The sequence below is a fragment of the Pseudoalteromonas sp. PB2-1 genome (assembly GCF_045040605.1).
GTDB classification, from domain to species: Bacteria; Pseudomonadota; Gammaproteobacteria; order Enterobacterales; family Alteromonadaceae; genus Pseudoalteromonas; species Pseudoalteromonas arabiensis.
In genome coordinates this window covers 1,014,741-1,032,212 of record NZ_CP090667.1, presented here as the reverse complement: position 1 = coordinate 1,032,212, position 17,472 = coordinate 1,014,741, and the positions used below count along the sequence as shown (strand labels likewise).

Here is a 17,472-nt window from a genome sequence, read left to right as displayed (position 1 = left end):
GTTTCATTACAATGATTGGTTGGCCATGTTTTGAATGGCCGCATAAGGTTATTCAGGGTTATATTTGTTTTGAAAGGAGTAGAGTTATTGAAAAGCTTAAATTATCACAACACTATTAATCACTTTTACTGATTCAAATTTTGCATTGTTTATCTTTATTTGATATAAAAAATCAATAAAAACATATAAAAAGCAAGGATCAAAGTAACCTAATTTAGAGCCTTGAAAAAAGAGGAAATAAAATGGAATTTATTATTGGGTTATTTGTAATTTATTTGATCTATAGATTATTTAAAGGTAACAGTAAACCTTCTGCACACAAACCTTCCCCAAAAAGAACTCCGAAACCTTTTTCTGAAAAAGCAAAAGTCCCTGAAAATAGAACCTCATCCCCCAGTATTGCTGTAAGATCTTCCAGCATAAGTGTATCCAGTACATCTAACCATACTTATTTAGACAATGATGATGACTTTGCTACTTTTACTATTCATACAAGCTTTGGCCGAGAGCCAGAAAAAACAACGAACAAACAAAAAGGTCGATGGATAAGTGAAGATGAACAACTTTCTGTTAATGGAAGACAGTTAACAAAAGGCTTTTTCTACTTTGGTGGAGTAATGAATTCACTAGATGGGTACGGTATAGAGCCATCTCTAGTGGATGATAAACGCCCAGCTTCAAGTCCCTCGGTAGATTCAGAAATATACACTGATGAATCCTTAGGGTACTGGCCGACTTACGCATCTTTATCTAAAGGCTGTAGAGGTGCTTACCTAGATTGGCTCGCCTCTGATCGCTCAAACCCCAATACACCTATTGGTTATGTCTTCATCTATTTCTACGGGTTTGAGAGAAGAGTCATTGAAAACAAATCCAATAATCAAATAACTGATGAAGAGTACATAGCAATATTTGAAGAAGTGTTGCGTCTCAATAGCGTTTTCAACGCGAATCGTTCGTTCAGAGGATACTCTGCTAATTTCCTCGAACTAATGGCACTTCAAAGACCCACCTTACTTGAAGATAGACTGGCAGATATACCTGAAACTAATAATGCATTGTCATTTAAAGTTAACCTTGCAACAACTATAGCCAATGGAAACCCTGTAACAGCTCCCTTAGCTTTAGAGTGGCTAAAAAATACATTCGAGTATTCCCTAAAAACCCCCGCCCGTAGATGTGAAGAAGAGTTTAGCCAGCTTTTCCAAATTAGATTTTCTGACAAGTTTGGCGAAGGAATTTCCGTAAAACCCAATAAAACTAAACTGCGACTTTCATACCATGCGGCAAGTAATGGTGTGCATGGGGTTGATTTGGAGTTGGGTGACTTACCAGATCCAAGTATTCTCAAAGGCCCAATTAAAAAGCTCATTCCAATTGCCGAACAATGTACGGAAGAGTTGAACAGCTATAGCCGTTACTTAGGAAAAGCTGATACCTCAAGGAGTGATATTGCAGCGTTAATGTTATTACCTAAAGAACTAGCAAACGAAGCAAATTCACCAGTCATAGAAACATTTAAATCTTGGGCAAATCAGATAATTAGTTCAAATGAAGGACTAACCACAGTCAAGGATTTCTGGACTCATACAGGTACACCTCTCCCTAAGGCGTTTAACAAAAAAGAAAATGAACTAGTCGCTAACTTGGCTGCTAAGGCTGAAATAGGTATTGCGCCAGACCAACGTTTTCATCATGCAAAACTGAAAATCGATGACAACATTGTGCTCTTCTCACCGGGCCATGGAGAGTTTTTTGAGCCAAGCTCTGCATTCAACCAAGTAAGTTTAGCAATTAGGTTAGGGGCAATGGTCGCAACGATAGACGGTACTGTAGATCATCATGAGAAAATTGCATTACAAACGTTGATAAACCACGATGACAAACTCTCACCTTCTGAAAAGAACTCGTTAAATGCATATTTAACTTGGCGTCTAAATGCCCCTGTAAATAATACCGGCTTGAAAGCCAGGATTGAAAAACTCGGCGTTCCACAGGTGGAATTCTTGAAAAGATTCATGCTTTCCATCGCTCTTGCTGATGGAAGAATCGATGCTTCTGAAATTAAGCAAATTGAAAAGTTATATACCTCGTTAGGCTTAGATAAATCACTCGTTACAAGTGACATTCATGCGTTTGCCTCCAGTAAACAACCTATCTCTGCCACATCTAAAGGCGCTTCCATTGATAAAAGTACCTTTCAGTTGGATGAAGGTATTCTGGCTATGCATGAAAGTGACACCAACGATGCAAAGAGTATGCTGGAGAGTATATTTGCCGTTGATGAAGAAGCTGAACTGGGAGTGAGCCCCACAGCTGATGTCAATGAAGAAGGCTTAGATAGCCCTTACAAAGAACTTTTTGAAACTTTGATAGCTAAAGAGTCGTGGCCACGTAAAGAAGTTCATGAACTGTGCAGCAAACTAAACATAATGGTTGATGGCGCATTAGAAACCATTAATGACTGGGCTTATGACAAAGTCGATGCGCCAGTTCTAGATGACGATGGTGATATCTATGTCGATCTAGAAATCGTAGAAGAATTGAAGGGATAAACAATGGTTGCAAAAAGAATACGAGCTAAAGAAAGGGATGCAATTATCCAATCTCTGAAGTCAGGTGTGACTCCTAAGATTGGAATCCAGCATATCCAAGTTGGTCGAGTAAATGAATTAAAAGCTCTAATCCAAGACATTGATCGGATCTCAGATGGAGGTTCAGCTTTCAGGCTCATTATCGGCGATTATGGTTCTGGTAAAACATTCTTTTTAAGTGTTGTACGTGCTATTGCTCTGGAGAATAAGCTTGTAACCGTCAATGCAGACTTATCTCCTGATAGACGTATTCATGCATCGGCTGGTCAAGCTAGAAACCTTTACTCTGAGCTAATGCGTAACATGGCGACTCGCAACAAACCTGATGGTAATGCTTTAACAAGTGTAGTTGAAAAGTTCATCACAGAAGCGATGAAAGAAGCTGATACTTCAGGAAAAAGTATAAATTCAATTATCCATGAAAAATTAGCATCACTTTCTGAACTCGTTGGCGGTTATGATTTTGCTAAAGTTATTGAGGCTTATTGGATAGGTCATGAGAAAGATGATGAGATATTAAAAGCTAACGCCATAAAATGGTTACGAGCAGAGTATTCAACTAAAACCGATGCCCGAAATGACCTAGGGGTTCGAACAATTATTTCAGATACATCTTTTTATGATGCGCTGAAATTAATGAGTTTATTTGTCAGACAAGCTGGCTACCAAGGGCTTCTAGTTAACTTAGACGAAATGGTAAATCTGTATAAGTTGAACAACACAACAGCGAGAACTTCTAACTATGAACAAATACTCCGAATTCTAAACGATTGTTTACAAGGAAGCGCTGAACATTTGGGATTCCTTCTAGGCGGAACCCCTGAGTTTTTGCTAGATCCACGTAAAGGCTTGTATAGCTATGAAGCACTACAATCTAGATTGGCAGATAACAGCTTTGCTAAACAAGCGGGCGTGATTGATTATTCGTCACCAGCGCTACACCTCGCTAGCTTAACCCCTGAAGAATTGTATATTTTGCTTAAAAACTTGCGCCATGTTTATGCTGAAGGTGACGAAGCAAAGTACTTGGTTCCAGACGAATCTCTCAAAGCGTTCTTACAGCATTGCAGCCAAACTATTGGGGATGCGTATTTTAGAACGCCACGTAACACCATTAAAGCATTTTTAGACATGCTCGCTGTAATCGACCAAAACCCGCAAATTGCATGGCATAGTCTAATCTCATCAGTAGCAATTAATGAAGATAAGCCTTCCGATGTTGAACTCGAAACAGAGGACAATGAAGATGGATTTGCTGACTTCAAACTATGATTGATGAACATGAAAAATTAGACAATCGGATTCAACGCTGGATATTCAAACAAGGCTGGACTGGCTTACGGGAAATACAATGCCTTGCTATTGAACCTATATTGTCTGAAAAGACAGATGTGCTGATCAGCGCTTCAACCGCAGCAGGAAAGACAGAGGCATTTTTCTTGCCTGCGCTTAGCACTATCGCACATCAAGAAACGGGTGTAGGGATCCTTTACGTTAGCCCTCTAAAAGCCCTTATAAATGACCAAGATAGGCGCTTAGAAAGTCTGTCTGATCTGTTAGAAATACCAGTTACTCCCTGGCATGGTGATAGCTCACAGGGCCGAAAGAAGAAATTAAAAGCATCACCGTCTGGTGTCGTGTTAATAACACCTGAGTCATTGGAGTCATTACTCATCAGAGACTCTGGCTGGATCAAAGCTGCATTCTCTAATTTGAAATATATCGTTATTGATGAGTTTCATGCCTTTATTGGCTCTGAGCGCGGCCACCACTTACTCTCTTTACTTCATAGACTTGAACACCTTCTCGGAAGACTAGAAACACCAATCCCGAGAGTCGCTTTGAGTGCTACGCTTGGTGAGTTAGAGAAAGTACCTCTATCACTTCGCCCTAATCGCTCTTTACCTTGCAAGATCATCAAAGATACACATTCGACTTCCACCCTGAAGATTCAGGTAAAGGGGTATGTCAACCCTGCTAACTTAGAAGCTGAGTCTTCCAATGATGCCGAATACACGATCTGCCAAGATTTATTTAAATTTTGTCGAGGCGGAAATCACCTTGTGTTTGCAAATAGTAGAAGCCGTACAGAAAGCATTGCGGCTACATTATCTGACTTCTGTGAAGAAAAAATTGTACCGAATGAATTTTTTCCTCACCATGGTTCGCTATCTAAAGATCTTCGAGAAAGCTTAGAAAAGCGATTGCAACAGGAGCATTATCCTACCACAGCGATTTGCACAATGACTCTTGAACTAGGCATTGATATTGGCAAGGTAAACTCAGTAATTCAAGTAACAGCCCCCCATTCTATTTCAAGTTTACGTCAAAGAATGGGACGCTCAGGAAGACGCGGTGGAGCCTCAATATTGCGAATGCTCATCGCTGAAGCTGAATTGACAAAAGACTCTAGCGTCATCGACAAGCTGAGATTGGAGCTTATTCAATCTCTGGCCATGATCAGACTTCTTATCGGCAGTAAATGGTATGAACCAGCTGATACATCACTTTACCACTTCTCAACACTCCTTCACCAAGTACTTGCAGTTACTGCACAATGGGGAGGAATTAGAGCCGAGCAATTATTTAGTTTGCTCTGTAAAGATGGCCCTTTTCAAAACGTTAATGTTGAAAACTTCAAAGCACTACTTGTCCACATGGGCAAAACAGAACTCATAACTCAGTTAGGAAGTGGTGAATTGGTGCTTGGCCTTTTGGGAGAAAAGCTGACAAGCCATTACTCGTTCTATGCTGTTTTCAAAACGCCTGAAGAGTTTCGGATTGTATGTGGAACAAAATCACTCGGAACGCTGCCTGTAGATTCATTGGTATTGGAAGGTCAGCATATTGTTTTCGGTGGAAAACGTTGGAAAGTAAACGACATAGATAGCGAAAAGAAAGTCATTTATGTGGAGCATGCAAAAGGTGGCAAGCCGCCTAAATTTGGTGGTACTGGCTTGAACATACATGATGTTGTCCGGCAAGAGATGTTCCAAATATTAAAAGACGGTGACTACAGAATTTCTGTGGGGGATCAGAAAGTCGACTTCGCAGATTCAGCTGCACGAGAACTGTTTGGTGAAAGCGTACGATATTTCGAAGATGCAAAGCTCTCTAGAGAACCACTGCTTCAGGTTGGCAATACTACTTATATATTCCCATGGCTTGGCGACAAAGTGGTAAATACAATTGTCGCCTTGCTAATCCAACATGGGGTTGAAGCTGGCGCATATGCAGGAGTCATAGAAGTAGAAAAAGCGTCATTAGAAAGTGTTCGCTCAATATTGCTCAAACTTGCTTCAACGGAACTCCCAACAGAAACAGAACTAGCACAACAAGTACAGGAAAAACGTATCGAGAAGTTCGATGAGTTCTTGCCGGAAAGTATTCTATCCATAGGGTATGGAGCAAAAGCTTTTGATAATTTCAATACAAAAGAGTGGCTTTTTAATTCAGTAAGTTCAATTAAAGGTTTAGTAAGCCATCACTAGAACAGCAAAGAGATTAATATTAGAAAATAACTAAACACATACGATAGGGAAATATGATGATTAAAGAATTTTTTATAAATAACCTATACCAAGAGAGAAATGTAAAAATTCCATTTGACTCTGAATACAAAATTATAGTGGCTGAAAATGGGTATGGTAAGACAACCATTTTGAATTCATTTTATGCTCTTCTCTCTGGAGATATATCAAAACTAAGAAAGGTCGTATTCGATTCAATAGGCATAAAATTTATAGATGGCGAATGTATTTCTTTTGAGAAATCAGATTTTGATGCTGACTTAGAGTTTATTAAAGGGCACCATTTTTTCGAACACTTAGAAAGCAAGCTTGGTGAGGACTTCATTCTTGAGTTAGTGGATGACGTTCGAAAGTTTCCCTCCCATTCTATGGAGAGATCTAGTCTGTTCAGAAATGCTATGAACGTATTAGACATTCCGCCATCGATACTAAGAGATTATTTAAGAGAGGTACGCAGTAGCCGACCTAATAAAAGAATAAACTCCATCACTCAGAAAAAACTCAATCAAATACAAGCAAAGTTTAATCTAAAAACACTACATCTACCGACTTATAGAAGGGTTGAAGAAGATATTCGTGCATTCAACGGTGTAAAAGATAGTTCTCCACTCAGACATTCCTCTATCAATTTTGGTATGAGTGATGTGAAATTAAGTATAAAGAAAATCACCTCTGAAATTCTTAGTTCATCTGTAGAGTGGTTCTCAAAAATTAATGGCCAAATGCTATCTCAACTCGTTAATGGTTTTGTGGTTACTGATGAAATGCGAGAATCAATTTCCAGTCCAAGGGCCGTCGAAATTGTGTTGGAGCGAATTGGGAAAAACATTTCATCATCACACAAAGAACAAATACTTTCTCTAGTTAATAGTGGTGAAATATTAAATGGGCATGAGCCATTAATTTATTTTGTTGGTAACTTATTAAAAGTATACGAACAACAACAAGAAAATGATGAAGCGATACAGCAATTTACTAAAGTCAGCAACAAATACCTAACTGACAAAGAAGTTGTATATGATGAGAGTAACGTAACTATTGATGTAATTAGAAAGAAAAATGGTAGAACAGTAGACATAGAAAGCTTGTCCTCGGGTGAAAAGCAGATAATTTCTTTATTCGCTTTACTATATTTACAAAAGAAAGATGACCTAGCTATATTTTTTGATGAACCAGAGCTTTCTTTATCTATGGAATGGCAAAAGACCCTTCTACCAGATATAGTTTCATCAGGAAAATGTAAATTCTTAATTGCCACAACTCACTCCCCCTTTATATTCGAAAATGAATTAGAAAGTGTAACTGTTGATTTAGCAGAGTATATTGAGGAGTTATAATGTCGAGAGTTAATTTATTGGTGGAGGCTCGCGACAACTTATCTGTGAAGTTCATGGAGTTCACCAGAATCACATCTAAAGGGAAATGTGCTATTTTTTTCGAGGGTGAAGATGAGAAGTATTACTCTGTTAGAATAAGTAATATTAGACCAGAATTAAATTGGTCAGGTATAAATAGTGGCGGAAAGTCTAAAGTAGTTATGCTAAGGGATAAAGTCAGGAAGCATAATACTTATTCCTCCTCGAATTGCTTATTCTTCGTTGACTCAGATTTTGATGATAATAATGAGTTAAATAGCTTACATGACGTTTATGTAACACCCTGTTATTCAATAGAAAATTTTTATGTTAGTAACTCAGCATTCCAACGAATACTCAGTGCAGAGTTTGGCATCACTGACTCGATTGAAAATCATCAATGTTTTGAGAACGCTATAAATCTATTCACTGAGACAAAAGCCTCATTCTTAGGAAATATAAAACCTTTCAATAGTTTCATCCGAACAATTAGGATGATGGAAAAGACTGGTGATTGTCACCGAAAATTAAATATCAATAATATTAAATTTGAAGATTTAATTAGCGTAAGCTTAGATTCAACAGAAAAAAATTACGATGAAAAGAATCCAAAATCAATATTTCAGGATTTAGACAATGATATTGTAATCAACACAAGTGAATCTGACGAATACCTTAGCGACCTTGATGGTGAGATATGGTTCAGAGGAAAACAAAATTTAGAGTTTTTCAGAATCTATTTAGACAAATTAAAACAAGACAGATGTAAGAAAAATGGTCGCCAAGTATTTAAAAATAAAGGTAACGTCAAATTACAACTTTCTAAGGGAAACTGCTTATCCGAATTAAGTCAGTATGCCGATACCCCTGGATGCCTTGTCGACTTTTTAAATTCACATAAAGCTGCATAATCACTGTTAGTCTTTTTACAAAGTAAAAAAAGGCGAACCATCTGGTTCGCCTTCTATACTTAGTTAGTTTCCAACTTCAATTACAGTTTCCAACTTCGATTACGCGGTTTCCAACTTCAATTGTCGTTATCAAATCAAACCTTAGTCACGGTATGTCTCAACCGCTGGACATGAACAAACTAGGTTACGGTCGCCGTATACGTCGTCGATACGGGTTACTGTAGGCCAGAATTTGTCTTTTGCTACGCTTGGTACTGGGAATGCTGCGTAGAAACGGTCGTATGCACGGTTCCACTCATTGCCTAGTACGTCTGCTTGTGTGTGCGGTGCAAACACGAGCGGGTTGTTTTCAATTGACCATTCGCCAGATGCGATACGGTCGATTTCTGACTTGATTGACACCATTGCTTCGATGAAACGGTCGATCTCAACTTTAGACTCAGACTCAGTTGGCTCAATCATGAGTGTGCCAGCTACTGGGAATGACATAGTTGGTGAATGGAAGCCGTAGTCTTGTAGACGTTTAGCTACGTCCATTTCAGAGATACCTGTTTGCTCTTTAAGTGGGCGTAGGTCAACAATACACTCGTGCGCAACGCGGTTGTTACGGCCACGGTATAAAATTGGGTAGTGCTCGCTTAGCTTCTCAGATAAGTAGTTAGCGTTCACGATAGCCATTTCTGTTGCTTGTTTTAAGCCTTCAGAGCCCATCATGGCAATGTATGCCCACGAGATTGGTAAAATAGCTGCTGAGCCGTAAGGAGCAGCAGAAACCGCACCGTTACCGATGTTTGTGCCAGCTACATTAATGACGCTGTGGTTAGGCATAAATGGCGCTAGGTGAGATTTAACACCGATAGGGCCAACACCTGGACCACCACCACCGTGTGGAATACAGAATGTTTTGTGTAGGTTAAGGTGCGATACGTCAGAACCGATTGAGCCTGGGCTTGTAACACCTACTTGCGCGTTCATGTTTGCGCCGTCCATGTACACTTGACCGCCGTGCTGATGCACGATGTCACAAATTTCACGAATTGTTTCTTCGTAAACACCGTGTGTAGATGGGTAAGTGATCATGATACAAGATAGGTTTTCAGATACCTCTTCGGCTTTCGCTTTAAGGTCTGCCATATCAACGTTACCGTTTTTATCACAGTCAACAACCACGATTTTCATGCTTGCCATTTGTGCAGACGCTGGGTTTGTACCGTGCGCTGAACTTGGGATCAAACATACGTTACGGTGTCCTTCACCGCGTGACTCATGGTATTTACGAATCGCGATTAAGCCTGCGTATTCACCTTGTGCACCTGAGTTAGGTTGTAGTGAAACTGCATCGTAACCTGTGATGTTTACTAACCAATCATGTAACTCAGTCATCATGATTTGGTAACCCGCTGCCTGATCAAGTGGGCAGAATGGGTGTAAGTTTGCAAACTCAGGCCAAGTGATTGGGATCATCTCAGCTGTCGCATTAAGCTTCATGGTACATGAACCTAATGAGATCATTGAGTGGTTAAGCGCTAAATCTTTGTTTTCTAGACGCTTGATGTAACGCAGCATTTCAGTCTCGCTGTGGTACGAGTTGAAGTTAGGGTGCGTTAAAATTTCGTCATCGCGTACTAGGCTGGCAGGAATAGAGTTGCTGCCGTTTACTTCGATTTCGTTTGCTAGTGCGTCAACGCTCAGGCCGTGGTCTTCACCTAAGATGATGTCGAATAGCTCAGCTACGTCTGCACGCGTTGTTGTTTCTGATACAGAAATTGAGTATTCACCTGCGCGGTTAGAGGCAAAGTTAACGCCGTGCTCTACTGCACGTGCAACGATTTCGTCTTTGTTATCTGCAACAACCGTCAGTGTATCGAACCATGTGTCGTGCTTAAGGTTTACACCTTTCGCTTTTAAGCCTGCCGCTAAGATGTCTGCAAAACGGTGGATACGCTCAGCAATCGTTTTAAGGCCTTGTGGACCGTGGTAAACCGCATAGAACGCTGCCATGTTCGCGAGTAATACTTGCGCTGTACAGATGTTTGAGTTGGCTTTTTCACGACGAATGTGTTGTTCACGTGTTTGCATTGCCATACGTAGTGCGTCGTTACCTAAACGGTCTTTAGAAACACCGATAATACGACCTGGTAGTGAACGCTTGTACTTGTCGCGTGTTGCGAAGAATGCAGCGTGTGGACCACCGTAACCCATAGGTACACCAAAACGTTGTGCTGAACCAAGTACTACGTCTGCACCTAGTTTACCTGGTGCTTTTAGCATCAATAAGCTCATGATGTCTGCAGCAACACAGGCAATCGCTTTTTTGCTTTGTACGCCAGCGATTAAATCGGTTACGTCAGTGATTTCACCGGTTGTTGATGGGTATTGGAATAACGCACCAAAAATGTCGTGGTCTAGTGCTTCAGCTGCTTTACCAACGATAACGTCAAAACCGAACTGCTCTGCACGTGTTGCAACAACGTCGATTGTTTGAGTGTGTACGTCATCAGCAATGAAGAATGCATTCGCTTTAGACTTAGCAACACGCTTTGCAAGGCCCATAGCTTCTGCCGCAGCCGTTGACTCGTCAAGTAATGACGCGCTGGCTAAGTCAAGACCCGTTAGGTCTAGGGTCATAGTCTGGAAGTTCAATAATGATTCTAAACGACCTTGTGCAATCTCTGGTTGGTATGGTGTATACGCAGTGTACCAGCCTGGGTTCTCAAGTACGTTACGTAAAATAACGTGTGGTACGTGAGTTGGGTGGTAGCCTTGACCGATGTATGATTTGAACACTTTATTTTTGCTTGCTACTGATTTTAAGTAGCTTAGTGTTTCAACTTCAGTGCGGCTTTCGCCAATTGATAAACCTTGCTCTAAGCGAATGCTTGCAGGTACCGTTTGACCGATCAGCTCTTCAACACTCGATACTCCAAGAGCGCTCAGCATGTCGCTTACTTGCGCTGGGCTTGGCCCAATGTGACGGCGAATAAAATCTTGCTTTTGCTCTAATTGTTCAAGAGATTTGGCGTTTGACATTTGTCCAGATTCCTATGATCCAAAAAAAAGTGGTTACTGCCAATGGGTAACTGGCAATAACTTAAAAACGTGTTGATTTAGTAACTTACAGCGTATGGAAACGTAAGCTATAAAATCATAAAAGCCCCAGTGAAACCCAAGCTAGGTAGTTGATTAGCTAGGTATCTAGACGGGGCTTTTAGTCGGCGTGACTAATTAATTAGTCTTCGTCGATTGTGTTAGCGTAGCCTTCAGCGTCTAACAGGTTATCAAGCTCTGATGTGTCAGATGCTTTGATACGGAATAACCAACCGTCAGTGTACGGGTCGTTATTTACTGTTTCAGGCGAATCTTCAAGCTCTTCGTTGATTGCAACGATTTCACCGCCGATTGGTGCGTAGATGTCTGATGCTGCTTTTACAGACTCAGCTACTGCGCAGTCTTCACCCGCGTCAACTTCATCACCAACTTCTGGTAATTCAACGAATACCATGTCGCCAAGAAGTTCTTGTGCGTGCTCAGTGATACCTACAGTAAACGTACCGTCACCTTCGTCGCGAACCCACTCGTGTGAAGTAGCATATTTTAATTCGCTTGGGATATTGCTCATCTTTTTGTTCCTTTGGTTCTGTTACCAATCATGCTAACAACTCAACATGATTGGCATTATTAGGTGATAACACCAAATTTTTTATAGTTTAGATAACTGATTTGCCGTTACGTACAAAGCAAGGTTTAACAACCTTAACGTTAACCAGTTTTTTACGCATCTCTACTTGGGCTGTTTCGCCAGTTGAACGCGGAACGCGTGCTAGCGCAACACTGTGACCAAGCGTTGGTGAGAATGTACCAGAGGTAATCACCCCTTCACCACCTTCAACGATGACTTTTAAACCGCTACGCAATACGCCTTTTTCTTCAAGCACTAAACCAACTAGTTTGTCTGTGCTCTTGTCAGCGCGTTGCTGCTCTAATACTTCACGACCGATAAACTTACGATCTTCTGGCTCCCATGCGATTGTCCACGCCATGTTTGCAGCAAGTGGAGAAACGCTTTCGTCCATATCTAGGCCGTAAAGGTTCATACCTGCTTCAAGGCGTAATGTATCACGCGCACCTAGACCTGCTGGCGCTACGCCTGCGTCTAGAAGTTGTTGCCATAAATCAGCAGCTTGATCGTTAGGTACTACGATTTCATAACCATCTTCGCCAGTATAGCCTGTTGTCGCAATAAATAAATCACCTGCTTGCACACCAAAGAAAGGCTTCATACCTTCAACAGCAGCTTGTTGCTCTGCGTTAAGTACTGTTGCTGTTTTAGCACGTGCGTTAGGGCCTTGAACGGCAATCATTGCAAACTCAGGACGCTCAGTAACCGTTACGGCGAAATCAGCCGACACTTTAGCTAAATGTGCTAAATCTTTTTCACGTGTTGCTGAGTTAACAACTAAACGATAGTCAGTTTCTGAAAAGAAGTAGATGATCAGGTCGTCGATTACGCCGCCTTCTTCGTTAAGCATACCTGTGTAAAGTGCTTTACCTGGTACAGTTAACTTAGCAACGTCGTTTGCAACAAGCTTACGTAAGAATGCTTGTGCTTGTTCGCCTTGAACATCAACAATTGTCATGTGAGATACGTCAAACATACCTGCATCTGTGCGAACCGCATTATGCTCTTCGATTTGTGAGCCGTAGTTGATTGGCATTTCCCAGCCGTGAAAATCAACCATTTTTGCGCCAGCTTCTAGGTGCTTAGCATGTAAAACTGTTTTAGAAGTCATAATATTCCTTCACTTTTAAATTAACCCACTAGTTGTGGGGCGTGGCCTCAATTTAATGAGGGGGAATAACATGGGCGGCGATTATACATTAGTTGCACAGTTGTCACACCCAAATTGCGATTTTGTAACTAAAAACAGCTAAACACCCAAGTGTATAGCTGTTTTAAAAACTTTCTATTTTAAGCAACGTTGGCTAAGGCTAAATCAAAGCCGAGCTGCTGTAAGTGCGTTTGCCATTTATCAAGCTCTGCTTGGCGCGCCACCAGCTGAAATTGCTGTGTTGCTTGGTTGTCTATAGCGGTTATAAACACTTCACCACTTTGTGCACCATAGCAGCTGCGCATGTCTGATAAACGCAGCCCTGGCGTTAGTTTAAAGCTGTCCACCAAGGCATCAAACGCTTGCTCACCACTTAGGGTTAGCGCGCTTAAATCGTCCCGCATTACATAATCAATGTCGTAACGTAGTTGTTGCTCATTAATAAGCGACTGTAATTGCACGCTGGCATCTTTACCTAGCACAAAACGAAATGCGGTTTCATTAAAGTAGTACAGGGCATAAGCGTAGCTGCTTGTTAGGTCATCGTCTAATGAACTACGTAAGCCTAAACCGCTGGCGGTTAGCTTATTAATATCAAGACCTAAAATAGCCGTTAAAAATGGGATTGCTTCAGTGCCACTAAAGTCCATAATGGCAGTATCGTTATTTGCTTGTAGCACGTTGTCTGCTGGTGTCTCAGCTTGGCTGTGGCGAGCAAACATTATTGGCGTAAAAGTCATATGTGACACCTATCAATCGTTAATGCTTGAAGTATATTGCGCCGTGCAGGCAACAACAAATTGTAATTATTTATCAATTGATAAATAATGCTTATATATGTAGCCCTATAAATAGATTTTTTTTATGAAAAATATTTCCACCGACAGTTTACGCACCCTAGTCACCGTTGTTGAAGTAGGCGGCTTTGCCAAAGCGGGTGAGTTATTAGGGCTATCGCAACCGGCTGTGAGCTTACAAATAAAGCGCCTAGAAGATATGCTTGGCCACAAGCTGTTTAAAAAGCAAGGGCAGCGCCAAGTGCTTAACCAGTATGGCGAATTGCTCATGCCATTAGCTAAGCAAATGCTGCAACAAAACGACGCTATTTTGCAGCAGTTCACCAGCGAAAACGTCACCGGTAAAGTGCGTTTGGGGATCCCAAGTGAATTTGCTGCACGTATTTTACCTTCGATCATTGGTGATTTCGTTGCCCTCTACCCTGATGTATCGCTCGAAGTACGCTCTCGTTTGAGTAAACATTTATTGTCAGTTTCACGCCAAGATCAATTCGATTTAGTACTGGCATTAAACGAAGAGCTCGAATCAGCCAAGTTCCCTATTTTTATGCAAGACCAACTAGTTTGGGTAGGCGATTTAAGCCTTGCGCAAAACGATGTGGTAACACTTGTAACCGCTCCAGAAGGGTGTATTTATCGCCGCCGTGCAATCGAAGCATTACAAAGTGCAGGTATTAAATACCGTATTGCTTACAGTAATGCCGACTTAACTGGCCTGACTGCCGCCTTAAAAGAAGGCTTAGGCATTACGGTGCTCGCAAAAAGTACCGTACCCAATGAGCTTAACTACCAGCTACAAACTAAAGATCTCCCTGAACTGGGTCAAATTGGCATTAGTTTAATAAAACGCGCTGATGAAGCTGGTAACGCAGTAGATAAACTCGCTGAGTTTATCGCCTTGCGCTTAACCTAAGGTTGAATCACTATAAAAGCAGTGTTTACGACACGAATGTAAGCCAAAACATCGTGCATAGTTAAAACAGCATATTGATATCAATCATTAAGTTATTACATTTTCCTAAACAAAACCCCTAGTAATCATCTTAAAATCAACCCTAAAACACCAGATAAAGTATAGTATTACAATACTACCACAAGGTGATTTTACTCTTTTATATCAAAAACTTAATCATTAGTACCTATTTTAGTACAAATAGGATTGATTCGTATTATTTTCCATGTTTAAATTACACCGTTTCAAAACCAAGCACAGACAGGACACACAATGACACCTAAGTTTATTGTTTCAACACTTTCGACTGCAATCGCGTTATCTTTAAGCGCTAATGCACTTGCAAAAGATGCAACAAAAGAAGAAAAAAGCTTTGAACAAATTACTGTAATTGGCTCAGCTGCAGCTATTAATGATATTCCAGGTTCAGCAACGTTTATTAGCGAGCAAGAGCTAGAAAAGTTTGAATACACAGATATCTCACGTGTATTGAGCTCAGTACCTGGCGTTTATGTACAAGAGGAAGATGGCTATGGCCTTCGCCCAAATATCGGCATGCGCGGCACGGGCACTTCTCGTAATGATAAAATATCTGTAATGGAAGACGGCGTACTTGTAGCCCCTGCTCCATATTCTGCCCCTTCTGCTTATTACTTCCCTACTATGGGTCGTATGGAGTCTATCGAAGTACTAAAAGGTGCAGCCTCTGTTAAATATGGTCCTCGTACAACAGGCGGTGTTTTAAACTTAGTTTCTCGTAGTTTACCAACAGAAGGCTCTAAAGGATTGTTTAATGCCGAGCTTGGTAGTGATGGCTTCTATAAAGGCCATGCTTACTACGGTAAAAAGAAAAACAATGCTGCGGGCCTTGTAGAAGTATTCTCTTATGGTGCTGATGGCTTTAAAGATCTACCTGTTGGCAGTGACAACACTGGGTTTGAGAAAAATGACTTACTCTTAAAATTTGGTTTTGATTTTGGCGATAACGAAGCCCATAGCCTAGAAATGAAACTAAAGTATTCTGATGAGCGCTCTGATGAAACATATATGGGCTTAACAGATGCAGATTACAAAGAAAGTCCATACCGTCGTTATGCAGCATCACAAAACGATGAAATGAATACACGCCACAATGCGTATCAACTAAACTATGCATATCGTTTTGGTGACGGTTACGAACTACTGGCTACGGCTTATGTAAACGACTTTCACCGTAACTGGTATAAAGCAAGTAAAGTGGGTACAAGCTACCTTGAGCAATACAGCGAGTTTGAAGCAAACCCAACAAGCGAAGGTATCGAGGGCATTGGCGTAAAAGCGAATAACCGTGACTACCAAGCAAAAGGCTTACAAACTGAGTTCCACATTCCAGCAGGTAACCACTACATTACTGTTGGCGCTCGTTACCATGAAGACGAAATGGACCGCTTTCAGTGGCAAGACACATACACACTAAATCAAGACCTTTCAATGACGCTAACTGAAAGAGGCGTACGTGGTTCTGATAGTAACCGCGTAGATAGCGCTGAGGCGACAACATTCTTCATTCAAGATCAATGGACCCTTGATGCATTAATCATTAATGCTGGCCTACGCTACGAAGATATTACGATTACACGTGAAGAGTGGTCTAAGTCTGATCCAACACGCTCTAATGGCTTAACAAAAGATATCAGCAACGACAGCGATATTTTAGTGCCTTCACTTGGCGCAACTTATACATTAAACGACAACCTTACGCTGCTTGCCGGTATCCAAAAAGGTTATGCTCCAGCAGCGCCAGGTAACGCTGACCAAGAAGAAGAAGAGAGTGTAAATATTGAACTTGGTGGTCGTTATGATTACGCTGGTATCACTGGTGAAGTCATTTACTTTAACTCTGACTACAGCAACATGCATGGTAACTGTACTGCAGCTGTAGGTTGTAGTGATGACAACATTGGCGACCAATACAACTATGGTGAAGTATCAGTATCTGGTTTTGAGCTAAGCGCGGGTAAAGTATTTACAAGCAATGCCGCATCATTCCCTGTTCGCTTAACATACACATACACAGACTCTGAGTTCGAAAACGATTTTGAATCTGACCTATGGGGAAGTGTAACAAGTGGTGATGAAATGCCATACGTGCCTGAAAACCAGCTAGCCCTTTCTGTTGGTGCTGCGTTCTCAAGCTTCGTATTCGATACGCAAATGCGCTATGTTTCAGATGCGCATGCAGACCTATCAGACTCAGGCCGCAATGCAATCGACAGCCGTGTAGTATGGGATTTAGCAGCTAAATACCTTATCGACGACAAACAAAAAGTATATCTAACTGTAGATAACTTGTTTGATAAGACTTACGTTGCAAACCGCGCTCATGGTGGTATCCAAACTGGTAAACCACGTACCCTACAACTAGGTTACAGCTACTCGTTCTAATAAAATGACTTAGCGAAAGTTTAAAAGCCGTGTGATGAAAATCCCACGGCTTTTTTGTTTGTAGAAACAAATTCGCGCGA

Annotated in this window: 11 protein-coding genes; 7 read left to right on the top strand and 4 right to left on the bottom strand. The window is 41.0% G+C overall.

What is annotated here, in order from left to right; translation table 11 throughout:
* Window positions 1–242: 242 nt before the first annotated feature.
* The 5 genes from L0Z67_RS04820 to L0Z67_RS04800 are packed head-to-tail and all read left to right on the top strand — an operon-like array spanning window position 243 to window position 8,390.
* Complete coding sequence (locus tag L0Z67_RS04820; RefSeq protein ID WP_405128502.1) at window positions 243–2,555, top strand: TerB N-terminal domain-containing protein; 2,313 nt, start codon at window positions 243–245, stop codon at window positions 2,553–2,555.
* 3 nt (window positions 2,556–2,558) lie between these two features.
* On the top strand, window positions 2,559–3,866 hold the full coding sequence (locus L0Z67_RS04815; RefSeq protein ID WP_269408919.1) for an ATP-binding protein: 1,308 nt from the start codon (window positions 2,559–2,561) through the stop codon (window positions 3,864–3,866).
* Window positions 3,863–6,085 (top strand): DEAD/DEAH box helicase, encoded by a 2,223-nt coding sequence (locus tag L0Z67_RS04810; protein WP_405128501.1) that lies wholly within the window; start codon window positions 3,863–3,865, stop codon window positions 6,083–6,085. Before L0Z67_RS04815 ends, L0Z67_RS04810 begins: the two co-directional genes overlap by 4 nt.
* Before the next feature lie 53 nt (window positions 6,086–6,138).
* Entirely contained in the window at window positions 6,139–7,461 is a 1,323-nt protein-coding gene (locus L0Z67_RS04805; protein ID WP_405128500.1) for an AAA family ATPase, read from the top strand.
* The gene (locus tag L0Z67_RS04800; RefSeq protein WP_405128499.1) at window positions 7,461–8,390 is read left to right on the top strand and encodes a DUF4435 domain-containing protein; all 930 of its coding nucleotides are present in this window, start codon (window positions 7,461–7,463) and stop codon (window positions 8,388–8,390) included. The genes L0Z67_RS04805 and L0Z67_RS04800 overlap by 1 nt, the downstream gene beginning before the upstream one ends.
* 141 nt (window positions 8,391–8,531) lie before the next feature.
* Here L0Z67_RS04800 and gcvP read toward each other — a convergent pair whose 3' ends face one another.
* From gcvP to L0Z67_RS04780, 4 genes are all read right to left on the bottom strand, one after another.
* Window positions 8,532–11,420, bottom strand: coding sequence for an aminomethyl-transferring glycine dehydrogenase (gcvP, locus tag L0Z67_RS04795; protein WP_405128498.1), 2,889 nt, complete (start codon window positions 11,418–11,420; stop codon window positions 8,532–8,534).
* 199 nt (window positions 11,421–11,619) lie between these two features.
* Window positions 11,620–12,009 (bottom strand): glycine cleavage system protein GcvH, encoded by a 390-nt coding sequence (gene gcvH, locus L0Z67_RS04790; RefSeq protein ID WP_054551324.1) that lies wholly within the window; start codon window positions 12,007–12,009, stop codon window positions 11,620–11,622.
* Window positions 12,010–12,097: 88 nt separating this feature from the next.
* Complete coding sequence (gene gcvT / locus L0Z67_RS04785) at window positions 12,098–13,180, bottom strand: glycine cleavage system aminomethyltransferase GcvT (protein ID WP_341803984.1); 1,083 nt, start codon at window positions 13,178–13,180, stop codon at window positions 12,098–12,100.
* A gap of 179 nt (window positions 13,181–13,359) precedes the next feature.
* A complete protein-coding gene (locus L0Z67_RS04780) occupies window positions 13,360–13,959 on the bottom strand; it encodes a hypothetical protein (protein WP_062570363.1) in 600 nt (199 codons plus the stop codon).
* Between the two features lie 124 nt (window positions 13,960–14,083).
* On the opposite strand from L0Z67_RS04780, the gene L0Z67_RS04775 reads away from it, so the two are divergent.
* Window positions 14,084–14,929 (top strand): LysR family transcriptional regulator, encoded by an 846-nt coding sequence (locus L0Z67_RS04775; protein ID WP_062570362.1) that lies wholly within the window; start codon window positions 14,084–14,086, stop codon window positions 14,927–14,929.
* A 312-nt stretch (window positions 14,930–15,241) separates the two neighbouring features.
* On the top strand, window positions 15,242–17,392 hold the full coding sequence (locus L0Z67_RS04770; RefSeq protein ID WP_062570361.1) for a TonB-dependent receptor domain-containing protein: 2,151 nt from the start codon (window positions 15,242–15,244) through the stop codon (window positions 17,390–17,392).
* Window positions 17,393–17,472 lie beyond the last annotated feature (80 nt).

Excerpts from the sequence above, each read along its gene's own strand:
- L0Z67_RS04820 (WP_405128502.1), top strand. The coding sequence starts at position 243 with ATGGAATTTATTATTGGGTTATTTGTAATTTATTTGATCTATAGATTA.
- L0Z67_RS04815 (WP_269408919.1), top strand. The coding sequence starts at position 2,559 with ATGGTTGCAAAAAGAATACGAGCTAAAGAAAGGGATGCAATTATCCAA.
- L0Z67_RS04810 (WP_405128501.1), top strand. The coding sequence starts at position 3,863 with ATGATTGATGAACATGAAAAATTAGACAATCGGATTCAACGCTGGATA.
- L0Z67_RS04805 (WP_405128500.1), top strand. The coding sequence starts at position 6,139 with ATGATGATTAAAGAATTTTTTATAAATAACCTATACCAAGAGAGAAAT.
- L0Z67_RS04800 (WP_405128499.1), top strand. The coding sequence starts at position 7,461 with ATGTCGAGAGTTAATTTATTGGTGGAGGCTCGCGACAACTTATCTGTG.
- gcvP (WP_405128498.1), bottom strand. The coding sequence starts at position 11,420 with ATGTCAAACGCCAAATCTCTTGAACAATTAGAGCAAAAGCAAGATTTT.
- gcvH (WP_054551324.1), bottom strand. The coding sequence starts at position 12,009 with ATGAGCAATATCCCAAGCGAATTAAAATATGCTACTTCACACGAGTGG.
- gcvT (WP_341803984.1), bottom strand. The coding sequence starts at position 13,180 with ATGACTTCTAAAACAGTTTTACATGCTAAGCACCTAGAAGCTGGCGCA.
- L0Z67_RS04780 (WP_062570363.1), bottom strand. The coding sequence starts at position 13,959 with ATGACTTTTACGCCAATAATGTTTGCTCGCCACAGCCAAGCTGAGACA.
- L0Z67_RS04775 (WP_062570362.1), top strand. The coding sequence starts at position 14,084 with ATGAAAAATATTTCCACCGACAGTTTACGCACCCTAGTCACCGTTGTT.
- L0Z67_RS04770 (WP_062570361.1), top strand. The coding sequence starts at position 15,242 with ATGACACCTAAGTTTATTGTTTCAACACTTTCGACTGCAATCGCGTTA.